General features: G+C 40.8%; 16 protein-coding genes. 10 read left to right on the forward strand and 6 right to left on the reverse strand.

Annotation, left to right across the window (positions count from 1 at the left end):
* Window positions 1-42: 42 nt before the first annotated feature.
* The 6 genes from purH to rodA all read left to right on the forward strand — a co-directional run bounded on the left by purH (window position 43) and on the right by rodA (window position 7,323).
* Window positions 43-1,566 (forward strand): bifunctional phosphoribosylaminoimidazolecarboxamide formyltransferase/IMP cyclohydrolase, encoded by a 1,524-nt coding sequence (purH, locus tag ABWU87_RS13555; RefSeq protein WP_353331584.1) that lies wholly within the window; start codon window positions 43-45, stop codon window positions 1,564-1,566.
* 6 nt (window positions 1,567-1,572) lie between these two features.
* Window positions 1,573-2,592, forward strand: coding sequence for a rod shape-determining protein (locus ABWU87_RS13560; RefSeq protein WP_353331586.1), 1,020 nt, complete (start codon window positions 1,573-1,575; stop codon window positions 2,590-2,592).
* Window positions 2,593-2,685: 93 nt separating this feature from the next.
* Window positions 2,686-3,531 carry a rod shape-determining protein MreC gene (gene mreC, locus ABWU87_RS13565; protein WP_353331588.1) on the forward strand — a complete coding sequence of 282 codons (846 nt, stop codon included), beginning with the start codon at window positions 2,686-2,688 and terminating at the stop codon, window positions 3,529-3,531.
* The gene (gene mreD, locus ABWU87_RS13570) at window positions 3,531-4,028 is read left to right on the forward strand and encodes a rod shape-determining protein MreD (protein WP_353331590.1); all 498 of its coding nucleotides are present in this window, start codon (window positions 3,531-3,533) and stop codon (window positions 4,026-4,028) included. The genes mreC and mreD overlap by 1 nt, the downstream gene beginning before the upstream one ends.
* A gap of 3 nt (window positions 4,029-4,031) precedes the next feature.
* Window positions 4,032-5,885 carry a penicillin-binding protein 2 gene (gene mrdA, locus ABWU87_RS13575; RefSeq protein ID WP_353331592.1) on the forward strand — a complete coding sequence of 618 codons (1,854 nt, stop codon included), beginning with the start codon at window positions 4,032-4,034 and terminating at the stop codon, window positions 5,883-5,885.
* On the forward strand, window positions 5,866-7,323 hold the full coding sequence (gene rodA, locus ABWU87_RS13580; protein WP_353331594.1) for a rod shape-determining protein RodA: 1,458 nt from the start codon (window positions 5,866-5,868) through the stop codon (window positions 7,321-7,323). Before mrdA ends, rodA begins: the two co-directional genes overlap by 20 nt.
* A gap of 19 nt (window positions 7,324-7,342) precedes the next feature.
* Here rodA and ABWU87_RS13585 read toward each other — a convergent pair whose 3' ends face one another.
* The 5 genes from ABWU87_RS13585 to ABWU87_RS13605 all read right to left on the reverse strand — a co-directional run bounded on the left by ABWU87_RS13585 (window position 7,343) and on the right by ABWU87_RS13605 (window position 12,547).
* A complete protein-coding gene (locus ABWU87_RS13585; RefSeq protein ID WP_353331596.1) occupies window positions 7,343-7,822 on the reverse strand; it encodes a gliding motility lipoprotein GldH in 480 nt (159 codons plus the stop codon).
* Window positions 7,797-9,248, reverse strand: a complete 1,452-nt coding sequence (locus ABWU87_RS13590) for a PSP1 domain-containing protein (protein ID WP_353331598.1) — start codon at window positions 9,246-9,248, stop codon at window positions 7,797-7,799. The genes ABWU87_RS13585 and ABWU87_RS13590 overlap by 26 nt, the downstream gene beginning before the upstream one ends.
* Before the next feature lie 11 nt (window positions 9,249-9,259).
* Window positions 9,260-10,387 (reverse strand): DNA polymerase III subunit delta', encoded by a 1,128-nt coding sequence (gene holB / locus ABWU87_RS13595; RefSeq protein ID WP_353331600.1) that lies wholly within the window; start codon window positions 10,385-10,387, stop codon window positions 9,260-9,262.
* A 6-nt stretch (window positions 10,388-10,393) separates the two neighbouring features.
* Entirely contained in the window at window positions 10,394-11,347 is a 954-nt protein-coding gene (gene metF / locus ABWU87_RS13600; protein ID WP_353331602.1) for a methylenetetrahydrofolate reductase [NAD(P)H], read from the reverse strand.
* A 276-nt stretch (window positions 11,348-11,623) separates the two neighbouring features.
* On the reverse strand, window positions 11,624-12,547 hold the full coding sequence (locus ABWU87_RS13605) for a DsbA family protein (RefSeq protein ID WP_353331604.1): 924 nt from the start codon (window positions 12,545-12,547) through the stop codon (window positions 11,624-11,626).
* Window positions 12,548-13,304: 757 nt separating this feature from the next.
* Here ABWU87_RS13605 and ABWU87_RS13610 point away from each other — a divergent pair.
* Complete coding sequence (locus ABWU87_RS13610) at window positions 13,305-14,429, forward strand: lipid II:glycine glycyltransferase FemX (protein WP_353331606.1); 1,125 nt, start codon at window positions 13,305-13,307, stop codon at window positions 14,427-14,429.
* Window positions 14,430-14,451: 22 nt separating this feature from the next.
* On the opposite strand, the gene ABWU87_RS13615 is transcribed toward ABWU87_RS13610, so the two are convergent.
* Window positions 14,452-15,357 (reverse strand): helix-turn-helix domain-containing protein, encoded by a 906-nt coding sequence (locus ABWU87_RS13615; RefSeq protein WP_353331608.1) that lies wholly within the window; start codon window positions 15,355-15,357, stop codon window positions 14,452-14,454.
* Between the two features lie 348 nt (window positions 15,358-15,705).
* On the opposite strand from ABWU87_RS13615, the gene ABWU87_RS13620 reads away from it, so the two are divergent.
* From ABWU87_RS13620 to ABWU87_RS13630, 3 genes are read left to right on the forward strand one after another with little or no spacing between them, the layout of a single operon-like run.
* A complete protein-coding gene (locus tag ABWU87_RS13620; RefSeq protein ID WP_353331610.1) occupies window positions 15,706-17,025 on the forward strand; it encodes a TolC family protein in 1,320 nt (439 codons plus the stop codon).
* A 25-nt stretch (window positions 17,026-17,050) separates the two neighbouring features.
* Window positions 17,051-18,085, forward strand: coding sequence for an HlyD family secretion protein (locus ABWU87_RS13625; protein ID WP_353331612.1), 1,035 nt, complete (start codon window positions 17,051-17,053; stop codon window positions 18,083-18,085).
* A gap of 6 nt (window positions 18,086-18,091) precedes the next feature.
* Complete coding sequence (locus tag ABWU87_RS13630) at window positions 18,092-19,690, forward strand: hypothetical protein (RefSeq protein ID WP_353331614.1); 1,599 nt, start codon at window positions 18,092-18,094, stop codon at window positions 19,688-19,690.
* The last annotated feature ends 277 nt before the right edge of the window (window positions 19,691-19,967 follow it).

The following is a 19,967-nucleotide window of genomic DNA, read 5'->3' on the forward strand; positions in this document are numbered from 1 at the left end:
AATTTGTACCTTTGCGCATTGAAATACCTAATTTGCAATCAAATGTCTGAAACTAAAAAAATTAAAACCGCTCTAGTGTCGGTTTATCATAAAGAAGGACTGGATGAATTAATCACCAAACTTCATGAGGAAGGAGTAGAGTTCCTGTCTACAGGAGGAACACGTCAATTTATTGAATCTTTGGGTTTTCCGTGTAAAGCTGTAGAAGATCTCACTACATATCCATCTATTCTGGGTGGGCGCGTTAAAACACTTCATCCAAAGGTATTTGGTGGCATTCTTTGCCGTAGAGATAATGAGCAGGATATTCAGCAGATCGAAAAATATGAAATTCCGGAAATAGACCTGGTTATTGTAGATCTTTATCCTTTCGAAGCAACTGTTGCTTCGGGTGCCGGAGAGGCTGCGATTGTAGAAAAAATTGATATAGGTGGAATTTCATTGATTCGTGCAGCTGCCAAGAATTTTAAAGATGTGGTTATTGTGGCTTCTCAGGCACAATATAAACCGTTGGCCGATATGCTGATGGAACATGGAGCTACAAGCTCTATCGAAGAACGTCGTTGGTTTGCAAAAGAGGCATTTGCCGTTTCTTCACATTATGACTCTGCTATCTTCAACTATTTCGATGGGGAAGATGGCTCAGCTTTCCGTTGCTCTGTGAACGAACAAAAGCCACTCAGATATGGAGAGAACCCTCATCAGAAAGGCGTATTCTTCGGAAATCTCGATGCAATCTTTGATCAGATTCACGGAAAGGAAATTTCATACAACAATTTACTGGATATAAATGCTGCGGTTGAACTAATCGATGAATTCGAAGAACTGACATTTGCAGTACTGAAACATAATAACGCTTGTGGCATAGCTTCCCGCTCGACAGTTGCTGAAGCTTGGACTGATGCTTTGGCTGCCGATCCTGTCTCTGCTTTTGGTGGCGTGCTCATCACTAATGCAGTAGTTGATAAAGCTGCTGCTGAAGAAATCAATAAAATCTTCTTCGAAATCATTATCGCTCCTGATTATGACGTAGATGCACTCGAAATTCTGACCCAGAAGAAAAATCGTATCGTTCTGGTTCGTAAAGAAGCAAAATTCCCGAAGAAGCAATTTCGCTCTCTGTTAAACGGAGTTCTGGTACAAGATAAAGATTTAAATATAGAAACTCCAGCCGATCTGAAGGTGGTAACTGATAAAGCTCCAACAGAACAAGAGATTCAGGATATGCTGTTTGCAAACAAGATTGTGAAGAACAGCAAGTCGAATGCAATTGTACTGGCAAAAGGAAAGCAACTTTTGGCTAGTGGTATTGGTCAAACATCGCGTGTCGATGCATTGAAACAAGCCATCGAAAAAGCTAAATCGTTTGGCTTCTCGCTTGAAGGTGCTGTTATGGCAAGTGATGCATTCTTTCCGTTCCCCGACTGTGTGGAGATTGCCCACAATGAAGGAGTTACTGCTGTGATACAGCCGGGAGGATCTATTAAGGATCAGCTTTCTTTTGATTATTGCAATGAGAATGGTGTAGCAATGGTTACTACCGGAATCAGACATTTTAAACATTAATAAACAATGGGATTATTTTCTTTCACACAAGAAATAGCGATGGACTTGGGAACTGCCAATACCATCATCATCACGAACGGGAAAATAGTAGTCGATGAACCTTCTGTTGTTGCGCTGGACAGACGTACAGACAAGATGATTGCTGTAGGTGAAAAAGCTAGGCAGATGCATGGGAAGACTCACGAGAATATAAGAACAATCCGCCCTCTGCGCGATGGCGTGATTGCAGACTTCTACGCATGCGAGCAAATGATGCGTGGCATGATCAAAATGATGAATACGCACAAGCGCTTCTTCTCACCTTCCCTGAGAATGGTAATATGTGTACCTTCAGGAAGTACGGAAGTGGAATTGCGTGCGGTACGCGACTCTGCCGAACATGCTGGAGGACGTGATGTATATTTGATTTTTGAACCAATGGCCGCAGCTATCGGTATCGGTATCGATGTAGAAGCTCCAGAAGGAAACATGATTGTGGATATAGGTGGTGGATCTACTGAAATTGCAGTTATCTCATTGGGAGGAATTGTTTCAAATAAATCCATCCGTATTGCCGGTGATGATCTGACTTCTGATATCCAGGAATACATGGGACGCCAGCACAACTTGAAGATTGGTGAACGCACAGCCGAACAAATCAAGATACATGTTGGAGCTGCATTGACTGAACTGGATGATGCTCCGGAAGATTACATCGTTCACGGACCAAACAGAATGACAGCGCTTCCAATGGAAGTACCGGTATGCTATCAGGAAGTTGCACACTGTCTGGAGAAATCAATCGCGAAGATGGAAACTGCAATTCTGAGTGCACTGGAACAAACTCCGCCGGAATTATATGCAGACATTGTTCACAACGGAATCTACCTTGCCGGAGGTGGGGCACTGCTGAGAGGACTCGACAAACGTTTGACAGACAAAATTAATATTCCTTTCCACATTGCAGAGGATCCACTTCACGCTGTGGCTAAGGGAACAGGTATAGCATTGAAGAATGTAGATAAATTCTCATTCTTGATGCGATAAACTTAATCTGCCGATGTGCGGAGTTGCCTGTGTGCCGTAGGGTACCGTATATGGCATATCCGCACATCGGCTAGTTAGTACATTGGAATTTATATGCGGAACTTACTGAACTTCCTGATTAAATACAACTACTGGTTCCTCTTTGTTATGCTTGAGGTCGCCAGTTTTATTTTGTTGTTTCGCTTTAATAACTATCAGGGAAGCACTTTCTTTACTTCGACCAATGCCGCTGCCGGAAAGATTTATGAGCTCCGGAGCTCGGTGACATCCTATTTCTATCTGAAGAGCGCTAATGAGGAGTTACTAGACCGTAACATGATGCTGGAACAGCAGATTGCCGGACTGAAAAAAGAACTGAGAGAGCGGGGAGAAGATTCATTGAAAGTAGATAGTATGTTCAGCACACCTCTAAAAGGAATTAATCTGCTAAAGGCGGATGTTATAGATAATTCGCTGACTAAAGCCGAAAATTTTGTCACATTGGATAAAGGCTCCAGTGATGGAATTCGAAGGGATATGGGAGTTATTGACCGCAATGGGGTAGTAGGAGTTGTTTGTATGACTTCACCTCACTATTCATTAGTGATCCCTTTGATATCCAGCAAAAGCAATGTAAACTGTAAGTTGTTGCGTAGCGGATACTTCGGTCCGCTGAAATGGGAGGGTGGCGATTCACGCTATGCTTTCCTAAACGATTTGCCTCGCCATGCGAAATTCAGTCTGGGTGATACAGTGGTAACCAGTGGTTACTCTGAGATTTTTCCTCAGGGAATAATGGTGGGTACAGTAGACCATATCGGAAACTCCAAAGACGGTCTCTCTTATCAGCTGAAGATAAGACTGGCAACAGATTTTGGTAAACTAAGCAATGTGAGGGTGATTCCTGTTAAGTTCAATAAGGAACAGATGTTCCTGAAGCAAATGGAGAATAAACAGTAATGTTAGCAACCTATTTAAAACGTATAGAGTGGTTTGTGGCCCTGGTCCTGGTTCAGGTTCTGGTGCTTAATAATGTGCATATTGCAGGATATGCCACTCCTTTTATATATATATACCTCATTCTTAAAATTTCGTCTGGAGTATCCAGAAATGAACTTGTGTTTTGGGGATTTTTTCTTGGACTTACTGTTGATATTTTCTCAAACACTCCTGGCATGAATGCTGCTGCAACCACTTTCATTGCCTTTATTCGTCCGTACCTGTTACGGCTATTCTCTCCACGCGACAATTCTGATGAAATTGTTCCGGCTATTAAAACCATCGGGGTTTCACCTTTTATTAAATACGTGATAACCTGCGTACTGTTTCATCATGCCACCTTGTTGCTCATCGATTCGTTCTCTTTCTTTGACTTAACCTTTTTGCTAATCAAAATAGGGGCAAGCTCCTTACTTACTATTGTATGTGTGATGTGTATTGAAGGATTTAATAAATAGAAAGTGGCACGGGATTATAACTTAGAAAAAAGGAAATTTGTAGTTGGTGGCGTTGCCATATTGGTGGTGCTTATCTATATCGCACGTCTTTTTGTCTTGCAGATTTTATCGGAAGATTATAAGAAGAATGCAGATAGTAATGCTTTCCTGAATAAAATTCAATACCCTTCGCGAGGGATTATTTACGATCGTAACAACAAATTGCTGGTTTATAATCAGCCGGCCTATGATGTGATGGTGGTGATGAAAGAGATAGAAAATCTGGATACACTGGATTTATGTCAAACTTTGAACATCCCCAAGGAATATTTTGTGAAGCGGATGGAAGATATCAAAGACCGGAGCAAGAATCCGGGATATTCTCGTTTTACACAACAACTCTTTATGGTACAGCTCTCGGCAGAGGAAACCGGGATGTTTCAAGAGAAACTTTTCAAATTCAGAGGATTCTATGTACAACCTCACTCTATACGCCGTTATACCTATAACTCTGCTGCACATGTTCTGGGAGATATCGGGGAAGTTTCTACAGCGAATATTGAAGATGATGAGTATTACCAAAAGGGGGATTATATTGGTAAACAAGGAGTTGAAAAGTTTTATGAAAAAGAACTTCGCGGTCACAAAGGGGTTGAAATCCTCCTTCGTGATGCACATGGACGTATTCAAGGAAAGTATCTGAACGGAAAGTTAGATAGAAGACCTGTACCTGGAAAGAATCTTCGCCTATCAATTGATATTGATCTGCAACGATTTGGTGAGAAACTAATGGGAAGGAAGATTGGGGCTATTGTCGCCATTGAACCCGAGACCGGGGAGATTCTTTGCTTGGTTTCCACACCTACTTTTAATCCGGCTGATATGGTAGGCCGACAACGGGGTAAGAATCATATGGCTTTAGAGCGTGATCCCTTTAAACCTCTTTTTAATCGTGCTTTAATGGCTTCTTATCCTCCGGGATCCACCTTTAAACCGGCACAATCACTGGTTTTTCTTCAGGAAGGTATTATTTCACCATCAACCACATTTCCTTGTTATCACGGATTTGTAGTGCCGGGTTTGCGAGTTGGATGTCACTCACATCCTTCACCTCTGCCTTTGGTTCCGGCCTTGGCCACTTCGTGCAACTCGTACTTCTGTTGGGGATTGTACAAAATGATCGGAAATAAGAAATTCCTCAGACCTGATTCGGCGCTTACAGTATGGAAAGATCATATGGTCTCCATGGGTTTTGGATATAAACTAGGCATCGATCTTCCGGGAGAAAAACGAGGTCTTATTCCAAACTCGAAATTTTACGATAAGATATATGGAGAAGGCCGGTGGAATGGTCTTCGTATTATTCATACGGCAATCGGGCAGGGTGAAATACTCCTTACCCCTCTTCAGATAGCCAATCTTGGAGCAACGATTGCGAACAGAGGACATTTCATAACTCCACATGTGGTGAAGAAAGTCTTTGGAGGAAAACTGGATAGTACTTATCTTTATCCGCGTCATACAACCATAGACCCGAAGTATTACGATTATATTGTGGCGGGTATGCGTGGAGCAGTAGAGCATGGAACTTGTACTACGGCCAACTATATGCCCGATGTTCCTATTTGTGGAAAGACAGGTACGGCTCAGAATAAAGGAAAAGATCACTCGGTGTTTATGGGATTTGCTCCAATGAACAAGTCTAAGATTGCCATTTGTGTGTATGTGGAGAATGGAGGATGGGGAGCAACATACGCTGTACCTATTGGTGCACTTATGATTGAACATTACCTCAAAGGAAAAATTGCTCCTGAACGGGAGGCTATGGTTGAACGAATTAGTAATGCAGTAATATCTTATGGAACCCAGACGCGTTAATTTATGGAAATCGGTGGACTGGATAACAATTTCCATCTATCTCTTGTTGCTTGTTTGTGGATGGTTCAGCGTTTGTGGAGCCAGCTATAATTATGGTGATACTGACTTTCTGAATTTTGCAACCCGAAGTGGTAAGCAGCTGATGTGGATCTTATGTTCCTTTGGTCTGGGATTTGTGTTGCTTATGATTGAGGAGCGGATATACGATATGTTTGCTTACGTAATCTATATCGGTATGTTACTGCTACTTTTCGTCACAATATTTATTGCTACGGACGTAAAAGGGTCTCACTCATGGCTTCATCTGGGTCCGGTAAGCCTCCAGCCTGCTGAATTTGCAAAGTTTGCGACAGCCCTTGTTCTTGCCAAATTCATGAGTTCGTATGCTTTCAATATCAAGAGGCTCAAAAGTGTCCTGATTATGGCCGGACTTATATTCATTCCGTTCGGACTCATCATTCTGCAGAGGGAAACCGGTTCTGCACTTGTATATTTGGCATTTTTCCTGATGCTCTATCGTGAAGGGATGCCCGGAGCTATTCTTTTCTCAGGAGTGTGTGCTGTTGTCTATTTTATTGTCGGCATTCGTTTTGGAGATGAGATGATGTTAAGCGGAACTACTTCTATCGGACATTTCTCGGTACTGCTGATGATTCTTTTATTTGCAGGAGGTATGGTGTGGGTCTATATGAAAAGATGGGAACCGGTACGTAATATTATCGGGCTTACAATCTTACTGGTAGGTCTTTCAATTCTTGTTTCAGTGTATATTGTTCCTTTCAATTTGCTCTGGGTATTACTCCCCTTGTGTGTTATTTCTGCTGGTTACCTGGCTTTTCTCTCATTAACCGAAAGAAATAAAGGTTACCTGCTGATTTCAGTCTTTACACTTGCTTCCGTTGGCTTTCTCTATTCAAGCGATTATGTTTTTGATAATGTTCTTGAACCACATCAACAAATCCGTATCAAAGTAGTGCTTGGTATGGAACAAGATTTAACTGGTGCAGGATATAACGTAAATCAGTCAAAAATAGCCATTGGTTCAGGCGGGTTGTACGGAAAAGGCTTTCTGAATGGTACCCAGACAAAGCTGAAATATGTACCAGAACAAGATACTGACTTCATTTTTTGCACCATTGGAGAAGAAGAAGGGTTTATTGGTTCTTCGTTTGTCTTACTTCTCTACATGGTTCTTATTCTTAGACTTGTGTCCCTCTCCGAACGACAGCATTCAGCTTTTGGACGTATATACGGATATTCAGTGGTCAGTATATTTCTTTTTCACCTTTTTATTAATGTCGGTATGGTATTGGGACTTACACCTGTAATTGGTATTCCGCTGCCATTCTTCAGCTATGGAGGATCGTCACTGTGGGGATTCACCATCCTGCTTTTTATCTTTCTGCGGATTGATGCAGGAAGATCTGTTAGAACCTGAGAGCTGAATATAAGATACTCTAGTTTTTACACTCTATTTTGATGCCGATGTCGCTTATACCTTTTAGTGTATAGTCGCGCATACCTGGGGAAACTTTAAATACGAGATTTCCTGAGCGACGAGGAGTAACGAAGATGGATTTGTTGCCTGACGTCTGATAAAGCGAACCTATTCCTGTTCCTTTCCACTTTCCCGATTTATCTGTAAGAATGCATTTAATGGTATCAGATGTAAATACCGTGCTGTCTTTTGTATTGTGGGCTACAAAAAGGTATAGCTCGTTATAAGGATAATCTTCCTTGTTCCTCACTTCTATAGTTACGCGATAGGTTGCAAGAGAATCGATTATCGGTGCCTTAAAAGTAAGAGTATCACTCTTGCCCCATCCATCTTTAGGTGTATTGAGATAAGAGTGATACGTTGTATTTGTATCGCATGCGGTTACCATAAAAAGTAGTAACAGCAAGGCGAACTTATTCTTTTTCAGAAGGTTTGTCATTACGCTGTTGCGATTTATTGTTTGGTCTTTTTCTTCGTCTGTTTCTGTTCGGATTCGTGTTATCAGGTTTACTGGCATCTTCTTTTGTTATAATCCCAGTATTGCTCCCTTCTCTTTCAATCCGGATAACTTTTTCGTTGTTGTTTCGGTTCTCCGCTTCATCTCTGTTGCGATTCTTGTTGCGGTTCCTGTTTCTATCTTTTCTGTCTGGTCTGCCTTCCGGTCTGTTCTCCTCTCTTCCTTCTGTTCTAACTTCCGGATGGCTTTCGTTTCGACTTCTTTCTCCTCTATTCCTTCCGCCTCTGTTGCTGTTATCCGTGTTATTTTTATACACATCCTTTTTGCCGTTGCGATTCTCGTTATTTCCTTTTCGTTTGTCAAAACGGGTAAGGCTTTCCTGCTCCAGCAAGTCAATGGATTTTTGCGGTTCCGGCTTCTTTTCCGATTCATGCAGACTTTCGGGTTTCATTCCTCTTCTGTTGAGGCCTATTATCTCGAATGCTCGTTTCCCGGAGATGGTTGTCAGGTTTGCAGCTATATTTTTATCCGTTGAATAGGTAACCTGTCCGTTTAGGATATCTGCTTTGAAGAAATAGAATGTTCCGTCTTTTGTTTCAAGTTCTATTTCTCTTGATGGCAAACGTTTTTGTGCTTCCACATAAGAGTCCACCTCATAGTTCATGCAGCATTTTAACTTAGCACACTGTCCGGCTAGTTTCTGTGGATTCAGAGAAATGTCCTGAAGACGGGCCGCACTGGTCGAAACAGACACAAAGTTGGTCATCCAGGTGGCACAGCAAAGTTCTCTTCCGCAAGGGCCAATACCGCCAATTCTTCCAGCTTCCTGACGAGCTCCGATTTGCTTCATTTCAATGCGTACACGGAATGTTTCGGCTAAGACCTTTATCAGCTGGCGGAAATCCACACGTTCATCGGCAATGTAGTAGAAAATAGCCTTATTTCCATCTCCCTGATATTCAACATCACCTATCTTCATATCCAGATTCAGGTTGGCGGCAATCTGTCTGGAACGAATCATGGTGTCGTGCTCTTTGGCTTTTGCCTCTTCATATTTTTCCATGTCTACCGCTTTAGCCTTACGATATACACGTTTGATTTCAGTATTAGGCTTGAATCCGGTTTTGCGCATCTGCAACGGAACCAGTCTCCCGGTTAGGGTTACTACGCCAATATCGTGCCCCGGAGTTGACTCCACAGCTACTGTATCGCCTTTTTCCAGTTTCAGCCCGTTGCTGTTGCGGTAATATCCCTTCCGGGTATTTTTAAACTGAACCTCTACCAAGTCGCTTTCTTCACTGCTGCCGGGTATGTCGGCAAGCCAGTCATATGTATTCAGTTTGTTATCTTGACGGGAGCATCCTTTACAGCATAATTTCCCGCCACCGTTATGTAATTTATAATCCATTTTTTTGAGTTTTATTGTTTCAGCAATACAATCATCTTCAATGAGAAGTCAAAGAAGACCATTTTTGCATTCACATTTTGTTCTATATGTTGCTGAGCCAGTGAAAGCTCCTCCATTATCTGTATTGCATTACGCTCGTTCACAAAAGGGGCAAAGCGTGCGGAGAAGTTCATCTCTTCCCGGTTCATATAACTCATCTCTTTCCTGTGAAAGTTGAGAATGAAATTCTCTCGTATCATTCGTTGTGCATATTCCAAAAAGCTTTTCTGCCGCTCGCGTCCCATTCCCGCCAGTTGTTCGCTCCAAGCCTTCATCTCTCTTATTTTTCGTTGGTAGGAGAGACGCATCAGACTAACGAATAATTCAAAGAAAAGCTTGTTTTCTTCGTTAAGGTGAATCGTCTCCATTGCACGGATATAGTTCCCGTTGGCTAGGTGGGCTGTAATCTGTGCATCTTGGTCAGTCAGTCCATAACTCGTTTTCAGGACCTCTGAAATCTTTTCTTCTGTTATGTGCCGCACATTCACCCGCTGAGTACGGCTCAGAATGGTGCTGAGCATCATGTCCGGGTTTTCGGATACCAACAAGAAGACTGTCTGTGTCGGAGGTTCCTCCAGAAGTTTCAAAAGTTTATTGGCACAAGTTTCGTGCATTTTTTCAGGAAGCCAGATAATCATAACTTTATATCCCCCTTCGCTGCTTTTAAGGCTGAGTTTTCGCAAAATCTCGTCACTCTCTTTGCTGTAGATGATGGCTTGCGCATTCTCTGCATCTAACTCTTTCAACCAGTGATTCAGGTTGAAATAGGGATTGTTCAGCACAAAGTTTCTCCACTCCTTGATGTAGTCGTCACATACCACATCCTTACTTGAGTTCTTCTTCTTCACAATAGGGAAGACAAAGTGCAAGTCGGGATGCGCCAGCTTGTTTATCTTAACGCATGAAGGGCATACTCCGCAGGCATCCTCTTCTGTACGGTTAGGGCAGAGTAGGTATCGGGCATAGGCAATTGCTAGTGGAAGTTTGCCCACACCTTCGGGACCGCAAAGAAGTTGTGCGTGAGGGATTCTGTTCTCCTTCACCTCCAAAAGAAATTTCCTTTTGACCTCTTCCTGTCCTATAACCTCTCTGAAAAGCATAAACTATTAATAAATTTGTCCGGCAATCTGTTTGATGCTGTCTACCGCACCCACTGTATAGAAGTGAATGCTGGGAACTCCATGTGCCATAAGTTCCTTGCACTGCTGCACACACCATTCAATACCCAACTGTTTAGCTGCCGCATCATCTTTACATTTTATAGCTTCGTTTGCCAGCGCTTCAGGTAAGTCAACCTTGAAAGTTCTTGGTATTACACTAAGCTGAGAGAGTTTACTGAATGGTTTAATTCCCGGTATGATAGGGATGGTAACTCCTGCTTCTCTAGCTTTTTCTACAAAATCGAAATATTTCCGGTTATCGTAAAAGAGCTGCGTTACTGCATATTCGGCTCCGGCTTCCATCTTCTTTTTCAACCAAAAGATGTCTGCGTCAATGTTGGGCGACTCTTCATGTTTCTCCGGGTAGCAGGCCACTCCGTAAGAGAATGGCTGTCCCATAACCTTCATCTCTTCGCCATCAATAAAGAGTCCCTTATTGAAATTGTTAATCTGTTCCTGCAGTTCAATGGCATGATAGTACCCATTGCCCACCGGGACAAATGAAGATTCATGCTTTGCCTTATCACCACGCAATACCAGTAGATCGGTAATGCCCAGAAACTGAAGGTCGAGTAGTACATATTCAGTCTCTTCACGTGTAAATCCGCTGCAAAGCAGGTGAGGTACAACGGTGATGTTGTATTTGTTTTTTATGGCAGCAGCCACAGCTACCGTTCCCGGACGACGACGCGTATTCTTGCGCTGAAAAAGACCATTGCCCAGGTCCTTGTACACATATTCGCTACGATGAGTAGTGATGTTGATGTATTTCGGATCAAATTCTTTTAATATCTCTATGGTTTCAAACAGTTTATCGATACCTGTCCCTTTCAATGGGGGTAGTATTTCAATCGAAAAAGCTGTCTTGTCATTACTCTTTATTAAATCTATAACTTTCATACGTCTTTTGTATAACGGCAAATCAGATGCCGGATATGCACATTGTTGCAAAAATAGCAAAAAAAACAGAGTTTTAAACAATATTGAACCTTTTTACAATATCAAAGTAATATTTAAATCGAGGTGATCGGTAAAAAAAAGAAAAAGCTTCCTTTGAAGATGGAGGCTTTTTCTATATCATTCAATTCTCCGGATCTTTCCGTTGAGTTGATTTGCTTTTTAATAATGGTGCATTTTCTGTATAAGCAGGAATTCTGAATCAGTGAAGCTAAACGTTTAATTTTTTTTAATCCATAAGGCACCTCTCTTTGAAAGACATTTCTCAATGTATTTCAGTTTATGCAGCTCATTCAAAATTTCAAGTGCATCATTGTCGTGCCTGTCGGTGATGACAGCAAACTCATGAGTGGTAAGACTGGGGTAGAAATCGAACAATCCCTCATGTGTTTTGGTTACGGGATGTTTTACCGCCTGTGGACAAAGTGCGTGCAAGGTTTCTTCAAATTCCCAATATGGCCTTACTCCGAACAACACTAACCGATTGCCTTCTTTGTCAGTGAAGAATAGCGTTGGAAATCCGCGGACATTCATCTGTTTGCCACTTTTAAGGTCTTCCTCGAACAACTGTTGTGCATCGCCTTCAAAGTCTTTATTAAGCTGAACGAGATCCAGCTCTGCCTCCTCTGCTGCCTTTTCTATCCATTCCCACTTTGAGATATTCTTTTTAAGCAGGAAAACCATCTCTTTCATTCTTCTGAAAAATCGAAGTGCTTTCTCTTCGTCCTGCATCTGAGCCGCCTTGAATGCGATGGATGGAGGGTACGAGGATGAAAGCGGATCTTCCAACCAGATATCTCCGTCAATTGGCATGCCATAATAGGAGCCTGCTTCTTCCCAATGGTGGGCAATGTCTGCCGGTTTTCCCAGTTCTTCGTCATTGTAACATTCCCAGCTTGGAAGCAGTCCTCCCATCTTGTATTCTATTTCATAATAGTCGCCATATTCCAGCTTCAGCTTTCTAAGTTGAGGTTCAATACCCCAACAGGCTGAACATATCGGATCTGTATAGTAAATAATCCGTATAGGTTTATTTTTTGCCAGCACTCCGGAATCGCAGACGCCCGATTCTGGCTCCGGAACTTCACAAACCCCGGTTACCGGATTGCAGATTAGGGTGTTTAAATTAACTACGTCGCTCATAAGAAGAATAATTAGTTGTTAATAGCCACATTTTTAAACGGCTCAGGCGCCTTCTTTGTTCTCACAGATTGTTTCAATTTAGGGCTGATTTCCCTTTTTTAACAAAGGATGTTTGCTTCTCTTGAAATGAAAATCATATCTGTATCTCTCCGTCTCCTCTATATGTTTAATTTATAAAGTAGCGCAAGTCACGCAAGTCGCACGGTTAGTTTGTAATTACCAGAATGTCAAGGTTGTATAAGTACGTGACTTCTGCGTGACATCCGCGTGACTTTCAACTAGTCACGCACCGCCGGAAATGCCTGCCTGATTATTGATTGATAAGAATCGGGTCTGTGCACAATTAAAAGGCTCTTTTTCTTCCATTTACAGGGTGCTTTCTAATAATTTATCGCCAATTAATTCTACGTACACCCGGGTGTAGAGTGGGTGTACATCCGGGTGTAGAAGGGATGTAGATCCGGGTGTATGGCATCCCTACACCCGGGTCTACCTATGATTTACACACGATATGATTTTTTTTCATTGATATATAAAGAACTTTTGTCTGCAAGCATGAGCTATGTGCTTGAATGCTTTATTGACCAAGCCTGTTTTTATTATGGTGAGTGGCTTGGTTTGAGTTAAATAGAGCAGCCCATCACAGGAAAATTGTTTTATAAAGATATAATGTCTATCTTTGTTGCATCAAATAAAAAATATTGTTTTAACAGCAGATGAAGGAGTTTTTCCTTCATCTTTTTTATGTTCAACAGTCATGACATTAGATATTGAAAAGAAAGAGATTGCAGATGTTTACGGAACCCCTATTATACAGCAGACATCCTTTTGGTCGCATGTAAAGCGCAGCCAAGGAATTGAGTCGCATGCATTCGATTTCAAGGTTTCCAACAAGGATTTGTACGTTAATGTGGGAGGGTATTCTTACACTCAGGCAGATTTTGTACTCTTTCTCCAATATCTCAATTCAACGGACTGCGTTGCTTATTTGCCCTATGGACCAGAAGTGGAACCTTCTGAGGAGAATCAAGGTTGTTTTCTCGAGGAGCTTTCCGAGGTACTGCGTTCTTATATTCCGAAAAGTTGTATCGCTATCCGTTATGACCTGAACTGGCAGTCGCACTGGTGCAAGGAAAATGACTATGACGAAAACGGCAACTGGATAGGACTTCCCGAAAAAAAGTTTCAGGAATTTCAATTCAACTATCAGACTGTGAACTGGAACCTGGTAAAAACAAACACGGATATACTTCCTTCAAACACCATCATTCTTGACCTCACCGGAACAGAAGAGGAGATTCTAGCACGGATGAAACCGAAGACCCGTTATAATATTGGACTTTCCGAACGTAAAGGTGTGGTAGTGAAATCGCTGGGGATTAATGAATTGGATGTGTGGTATAAACTCTATCTCGAAACAGCCAGGCGAAATAGATTGTATGCTAATGATATCTCTTATTTTGAGTCGGTTCTTGCCACCAAGATGGAAGATGTCGATTCACCGGTGCATATAAAGATGCTTGTAGCCTATGCAGGCAACGAACCTCTTGCTTCGTTATTCCTGGTTATCTCAAGCCATCGTGCCACTTATCTTTATGGAGCCTCCTCGTCCGAGAATCGGAATCTGATGCCCACTTATGCACTGCAATGGGCTGCTATTAAGATAGCAAAAGCGGCGGGTTGTACCGAATATGATATGTTTGGTGTTTCTCCAAATGCCGACACATCACATCCTATGTACGGCTTATATAAGTTTAAGCGTGGATTTGGCGGCGAACTGTTTCATCAAATGGGATGTTGGGACTACCCGCTTCTGAAAGATAAGTATGCGCTGTTGCAAGCCTCGGAATTGGGAGCGCAGGGATATTACCTGCAAAGCTGATTTTTCTTAATGAATAATGTGGTCATTTAAGATTGTCTCCTTTCCGGAATTCAACCGGAGAAACACCCGATTTCCTTTTAAAAAATTTGCTGAAAGAAGACTGGTCGGAAAAACTGAGGGTGAATGCAATCTCTTGTATAGATAGTTTTGAATGTGTAAGCAGCTGACGGGCTTCGCTGTACAACATCTCAAAGATAAAGTCGCTCACACTCTGACCGGTAATGCGTTTTACAACCAATGTGAGATAATGTGTCGTTATATTCAGTTGAGAAGCGTAAAAATCAACTTTATGTTCTTTCCTGTAGTTTTCAATCAATAACCCGATAAACGATTTTATGATGTTTTCATAGCGCGTGAAGTTGCCATCATTGTTGCTATCCGAAGTCCGGTCTATTATATTACTCAAGTCGAGGTAGAAAGCAAACAGGCTATTAAGTATCATTTCCTTATAGTATAAATGGTCCGGATTATCAATTGTGCTATTGATGGAGGCGATACGGGCAGATAGTAAGGAGGACTGATTGTTCTGTAATTGTATTACGGGGGTGCTATATAGTCTAACACCATATTTTATCCTTTTGTAAATCATGTCTGTTGAGTCCATTTCATCCATAAACTCTTTGCTGACAAAAAGACTCTGAGCGGTGAAGTCGCTGCTGCATTCACTAAACAAGAGTAAGTGTGAGGAAGAAAGCACTGTTATCGAATTAACTGTTAAGTGATATTCCTTGTAGTTTACGCAAAGTGTTGCAGTTCCAGATAAAACCAAAATTGCGATAGTGGCATTGATATGTATAGGAGATGAAAGTTGCGATCGTATGTCAATATAGGAAATTGTTACACAGTTTATTTTTTCACGCATTTTATTCAATTCCGTATCCGATAACTGTAATTCACTGATGCTTTTAATCTGTTTTATACTTATCATTAAACTAGTCTTTTAGCTGTAAAGATAACATATTTTTTGCGCCAATGTTCAAATTAAACAAATTTTGGCACATTTCGGATTTTATCTCGTTTGTTGGAATTCCTACCTTTGCACCCGCTTTTAGACCATCTTAGTGTGGGTTCTAATTACATATATTGGGGGTATTGGGCTAATGGATTTATGACTTCTTCAGGATAACAAGTGTTGAGTGTCTTCTTGGTTTAATCTTCTGTTTATTATTTAAATAAGTGATTTGTGATGAGTATGGCATCAAGCCGGAATACTTATTCACCGGCCCGTTGTGTGTCTAAAAATAATATCTTATTATATTAAAATTTATTGCATAATATGAAAAAAAACATCTGGTTGTTATTAGTAATTCTGTTACACTCCAACGTTAGTTTGCTAACAGCGCAAACCAAACAGTGTTTGAGATTAAGCATTGAAGATATGTTTGGTATGGCTGAGGCAAACAGTCGGAGTATCCTCACTTATGACTTAGCCGAAAAAGAAGCGGAGCAAGCGGTGAAGGTGGCTAAAAATGCACTACTTCCTTCAGTTGATGTATCACTTTCAGCAAGTTATTTGGGAGACGGATGGATTGCAAATCGGAACTTCTCTGACGGAGCGAATGCATCAATGCCACATTTTGGAAATAATTTTGCGTTGGAGGCTTCTCAGGTAATATATGCAGGTGGTGCAATATCAAATGCAATAGAGATGTCCAAATTACAACTTCAGTTGGCAAAACTGGATAAAGAGAAAAATAGGCAGGAGATTCGTTTTTTGTTGGTTGGCAATTACTTGGAGTTGTATAAGTTACGCAATCAGGTAGAGGTTTATCAAAAGAATATTGAACAGACAAAAAGGTTGTTGGCTGATATCAATGCGAAGCAAAATGAAGGGCTTGCCATTAGAAATGACATCACAAGATATGAATTACAATTAAAATCCTATGAACTTGCGCTCACACAAATAGAAAATAGCCAGATTATTATCAATAATCAGCTGATTACTGTTTTGGGATTGCCTCAGGGAAGTGTTATTGATATAGATACAACGATATTGAATAATATGCCAGGTATGGAGGATGAAGCATTGTGGCAACAAGCAGCAGGAGAATTATCTCCAGTTTTGAAACAAGCAAAATTGGGTATTGAGCACTCTCAAATAAATGAAAAGATTATAAATGCTGAACGTTTGCCGTCCGTTGCTTTGGTTGCTGGCGACCATCTTGACGGACCAATCACCATAGAAGTTCCTCCTATAAACAAGAATTTCAACTATTGGTATGTAGGGGTTGGAGTTAAATTTAATATAGCTTCAACCTTTAAAACAGGAAAAAAAGCAAAGCTGGCTAAACTTTCAACCCTTAAAGCAATCGAAGGCGAGAAATTGCTTCAGGAAAATATTCAAAATGATGTGAAAGCGGCTCATGTACGTTTAGCTGAATCATATACCATTTTTGATACTCAGAAGAAAAGTCTCGAATTGGCTATCCAGAATTATGAAGTAATCAATAACCGCTACCTGAATGAACTGGCTCTGATTACCGAAATGCTCGATGCCAGCAATTCAAAACTAAGTGCAGAGCTGCAGGTTGCTAATGCACAGATCAATATTCTTTTCAATTATTACAGATTGAAAAAGGCCACAGGCAAATTATAAATAAACTATTTAACATCATAGAATCATGAAGCAGAAAAGAAAAAAGCTAATTAATAATATTGTTATTGTTCTGATAATTGCTTGCGGAGTTATCTGGGTATGTTCTCGATTTGTTCATCTTGGTAATGTGGAATATACCGATAATGCACAGGTAAAGCAATTGATTGTGCCAGTAAACTCACGTGTTCAGGGATTCATTAAGAAAATATATTTCAAAGAGAATCAGTATGTCCGTAAAGGTGATACGTTGCTTGTAATTGAAGATTCGGAATTCCGACTAAGAGTTGCACAAGCAGAAGCCGACTATCAAAACGCTTTAGCCGGGAAAACCGCTATGACTACAACCATTAGTACTACAGAAAACAACATATCTGTATCAGATGCAGGTATTCAAGAAGCTAAGATTCGTATGGATAATGCTGAGCGAGAATATAATCGATATAAGAATCTTTTGGGACAAGGTGCAGTTACTAAGCAGCAATATGATAACGTCAAGACAAACTATGATGCATCCAAAGCAAGATATGAATTGCTGGTACGCGAAAAGCAATCAACTGCCCTTGTAAAAAAGGAACAGACTCATCGTTTGGGGCAGACTTCCGCAGGAGTCAAACTTGCCGAAGCTGCTTTAGGACTGGCAAAGCTCAACCTTTCCTATACTGTTGTTACTGCTCCGTGTAACGGAACAACCGGACGAAAGAATATCCAGGAAGGAATGCTGATACAGCCGGGACAAGCTTTGGTGGACTTGGTTGATGAAAACGACAAGTGGATAATTGCGAACTACAAAGAAACACAAACCGCTAATATACGTTATGGACAAACTGTGGAAATTAAAGTTGATGCAATGCCGGATGTCATATTCAAAGGTAAAGTCGAATCGATAGCACAGGCTACAGGGGCAAGTTTCTCTCTTTTTCCCCAAGACAATTCGTCTGGCAACTTTGTGAAAGTGGAACAACGAATTCCTATACGTATAAAGTTTTCCGGAGGGAATAAAACCGAGAATATGAAGCGTCTTCGTGCAGGAATGAATGTTGAATGTGAAGTAAACTATTAATAATCTATGCATGATATCGGTCCTTTTTCAATCCCGGCCATGCGCTCTTTCGTTCCCGAAAAGTTGAGACCGTGGATAATGATTCTTTTTGCCGTCATCTTTCAACTCTCGGGAGGGGTCTATCTGGCAACGGTGAGCGAAATGGTAGGTTCTTTGTCATTGATGCGTGAGGATGTTACCATGGCAGGAGCAGCTTCGCTGGTTGGCCTGGCACTGACTTTCACCATCATGTTCCGGTTGAAATTCCGTTTCTCGTCGAAAGTAGCTCTGCTTACATGTTGTAGTGTAATAATTGCCTGCAATTTGATTTGTATGCATACCGATAGCGTACCTGTACTTGTTGCAACTTGCTTTGTTGCTGGTGTTTTCAGAATGTGGGGAACGTTTGAATGTAACTCAACCATCCAGTTATGGATAACGCCTAAAAGAGATCTTTCGATTTTCTTTTGCTACATCAATCTGATAGTGCAAGGGATGATTCAGTTTACCGGATTGGCTGCCATCTATACCTCTTTTCTCTCGAAATGGGAGTATATGCACTGGGTGGTTGTTGCATTACTTGGTTTGGTAATGATTGCTACAGTCATCTTATTCAGAACTTACCGGTCAATGAAGAAATTACCGCTTTTCGGAATAGACTGGTTAGGTGCTCTTATGTGGGGATTGACCATACTGTGTGTTATTTTTCTATGTATCTATGGAGAGCATTATGATTGGTGCGATTCTGAACAGATACAAATGGCAACCATTTTCGGGGTAGTGCTGTTACTCCTTAACTTATGGCGTGCAAAAACGATTCGCCATCCGTATATCTCCTTGCCAACATGGAAATTCAGAACGGTATATATTACATTCTTTATATACCTAGTTGTTTTCATCCTGATTTCGCCCATGCATGTTATAGAGCACGCTTATATGGAACACATACTTGGTTACGATTCATTGAATGTTATTTCTACCAATTGGATAGTCATTTTAGGAATTGCTACGGCAAGCATCTTTATGTACAGAACATTTGCTCTTAAAAAATGGAGTTACAAAAGAGCTACCGTTATTGGCTTTTCAGCAATTGTGGCTCACTTGATGATATTCTATTTCATGATCGATTACAACCTGCCAAAAGAATCGTTGATTTTGCCCATTTTTTTAAGAAGCTTTGGCTTCATTGTTATTTCAATCTGTTTTCTTACAGCATTGACACAAGTCCCTTTTAGGTACTTTTGGGAAGCATTGACTATACAAGCCTTTGTAGATGCATGTTTTGGAGAATTCTTCGGAGCAGCAGTACTGGGACGTGCGATGAAATTCGTAATGGCAAAAAACACCATGCTTTTGGGAGCAAAGCTGGATAACGTTAATGTTGTTGCCAATCAATTGTCAAAAGGAGAACTCTTTGGAGCATTGCAGCAGCAAGCCTTGATAGTATCAATGAAAGAATTGTACGGCTGGTTACTTATGTTTGGTATATTTTGTTTAGTAGTATTCCTGTTGAAAGAAAGTTCTTTGCGGCCTAAATTTGCAGTTCATCCTAAATTCAGAACCATCCGTAGGTGGATTAAACATGATTTACGTGAGGATGAAGCAATTGCTAAACAAGATTTCTAAATCCTTTTAAAGTTAGTATCTCATTTCTTTTTGCAGATTGATAAAAAGGAGAGATCTAAAAAAGTTGAATCTCTCAATTCTTCAATAACTTTTTTGAAGAGTTGAGAGATTGTTTTTAATAAAAACGGCTAAGTCCTCTTAATGGCGTTTGACGATAACTCATATTTTAAATTCTCGCTTATTTATGACTTTCAAATGGGAAATTTATCCTTTGTTCAGCAAATAAGAGTGAACATATTTATAAAGAAATATGTTTTTGTATAACACAAATTAGACT

This window comes from Bacteroides sedimenti (genome assembly GCF_040365225.1).
Lineage (GTDB): Bacteria > Bacteroidota > Bacteroidia > Bacteroidales > Bacteroidaceae > Bacteroides > Bacteroides sedimenti.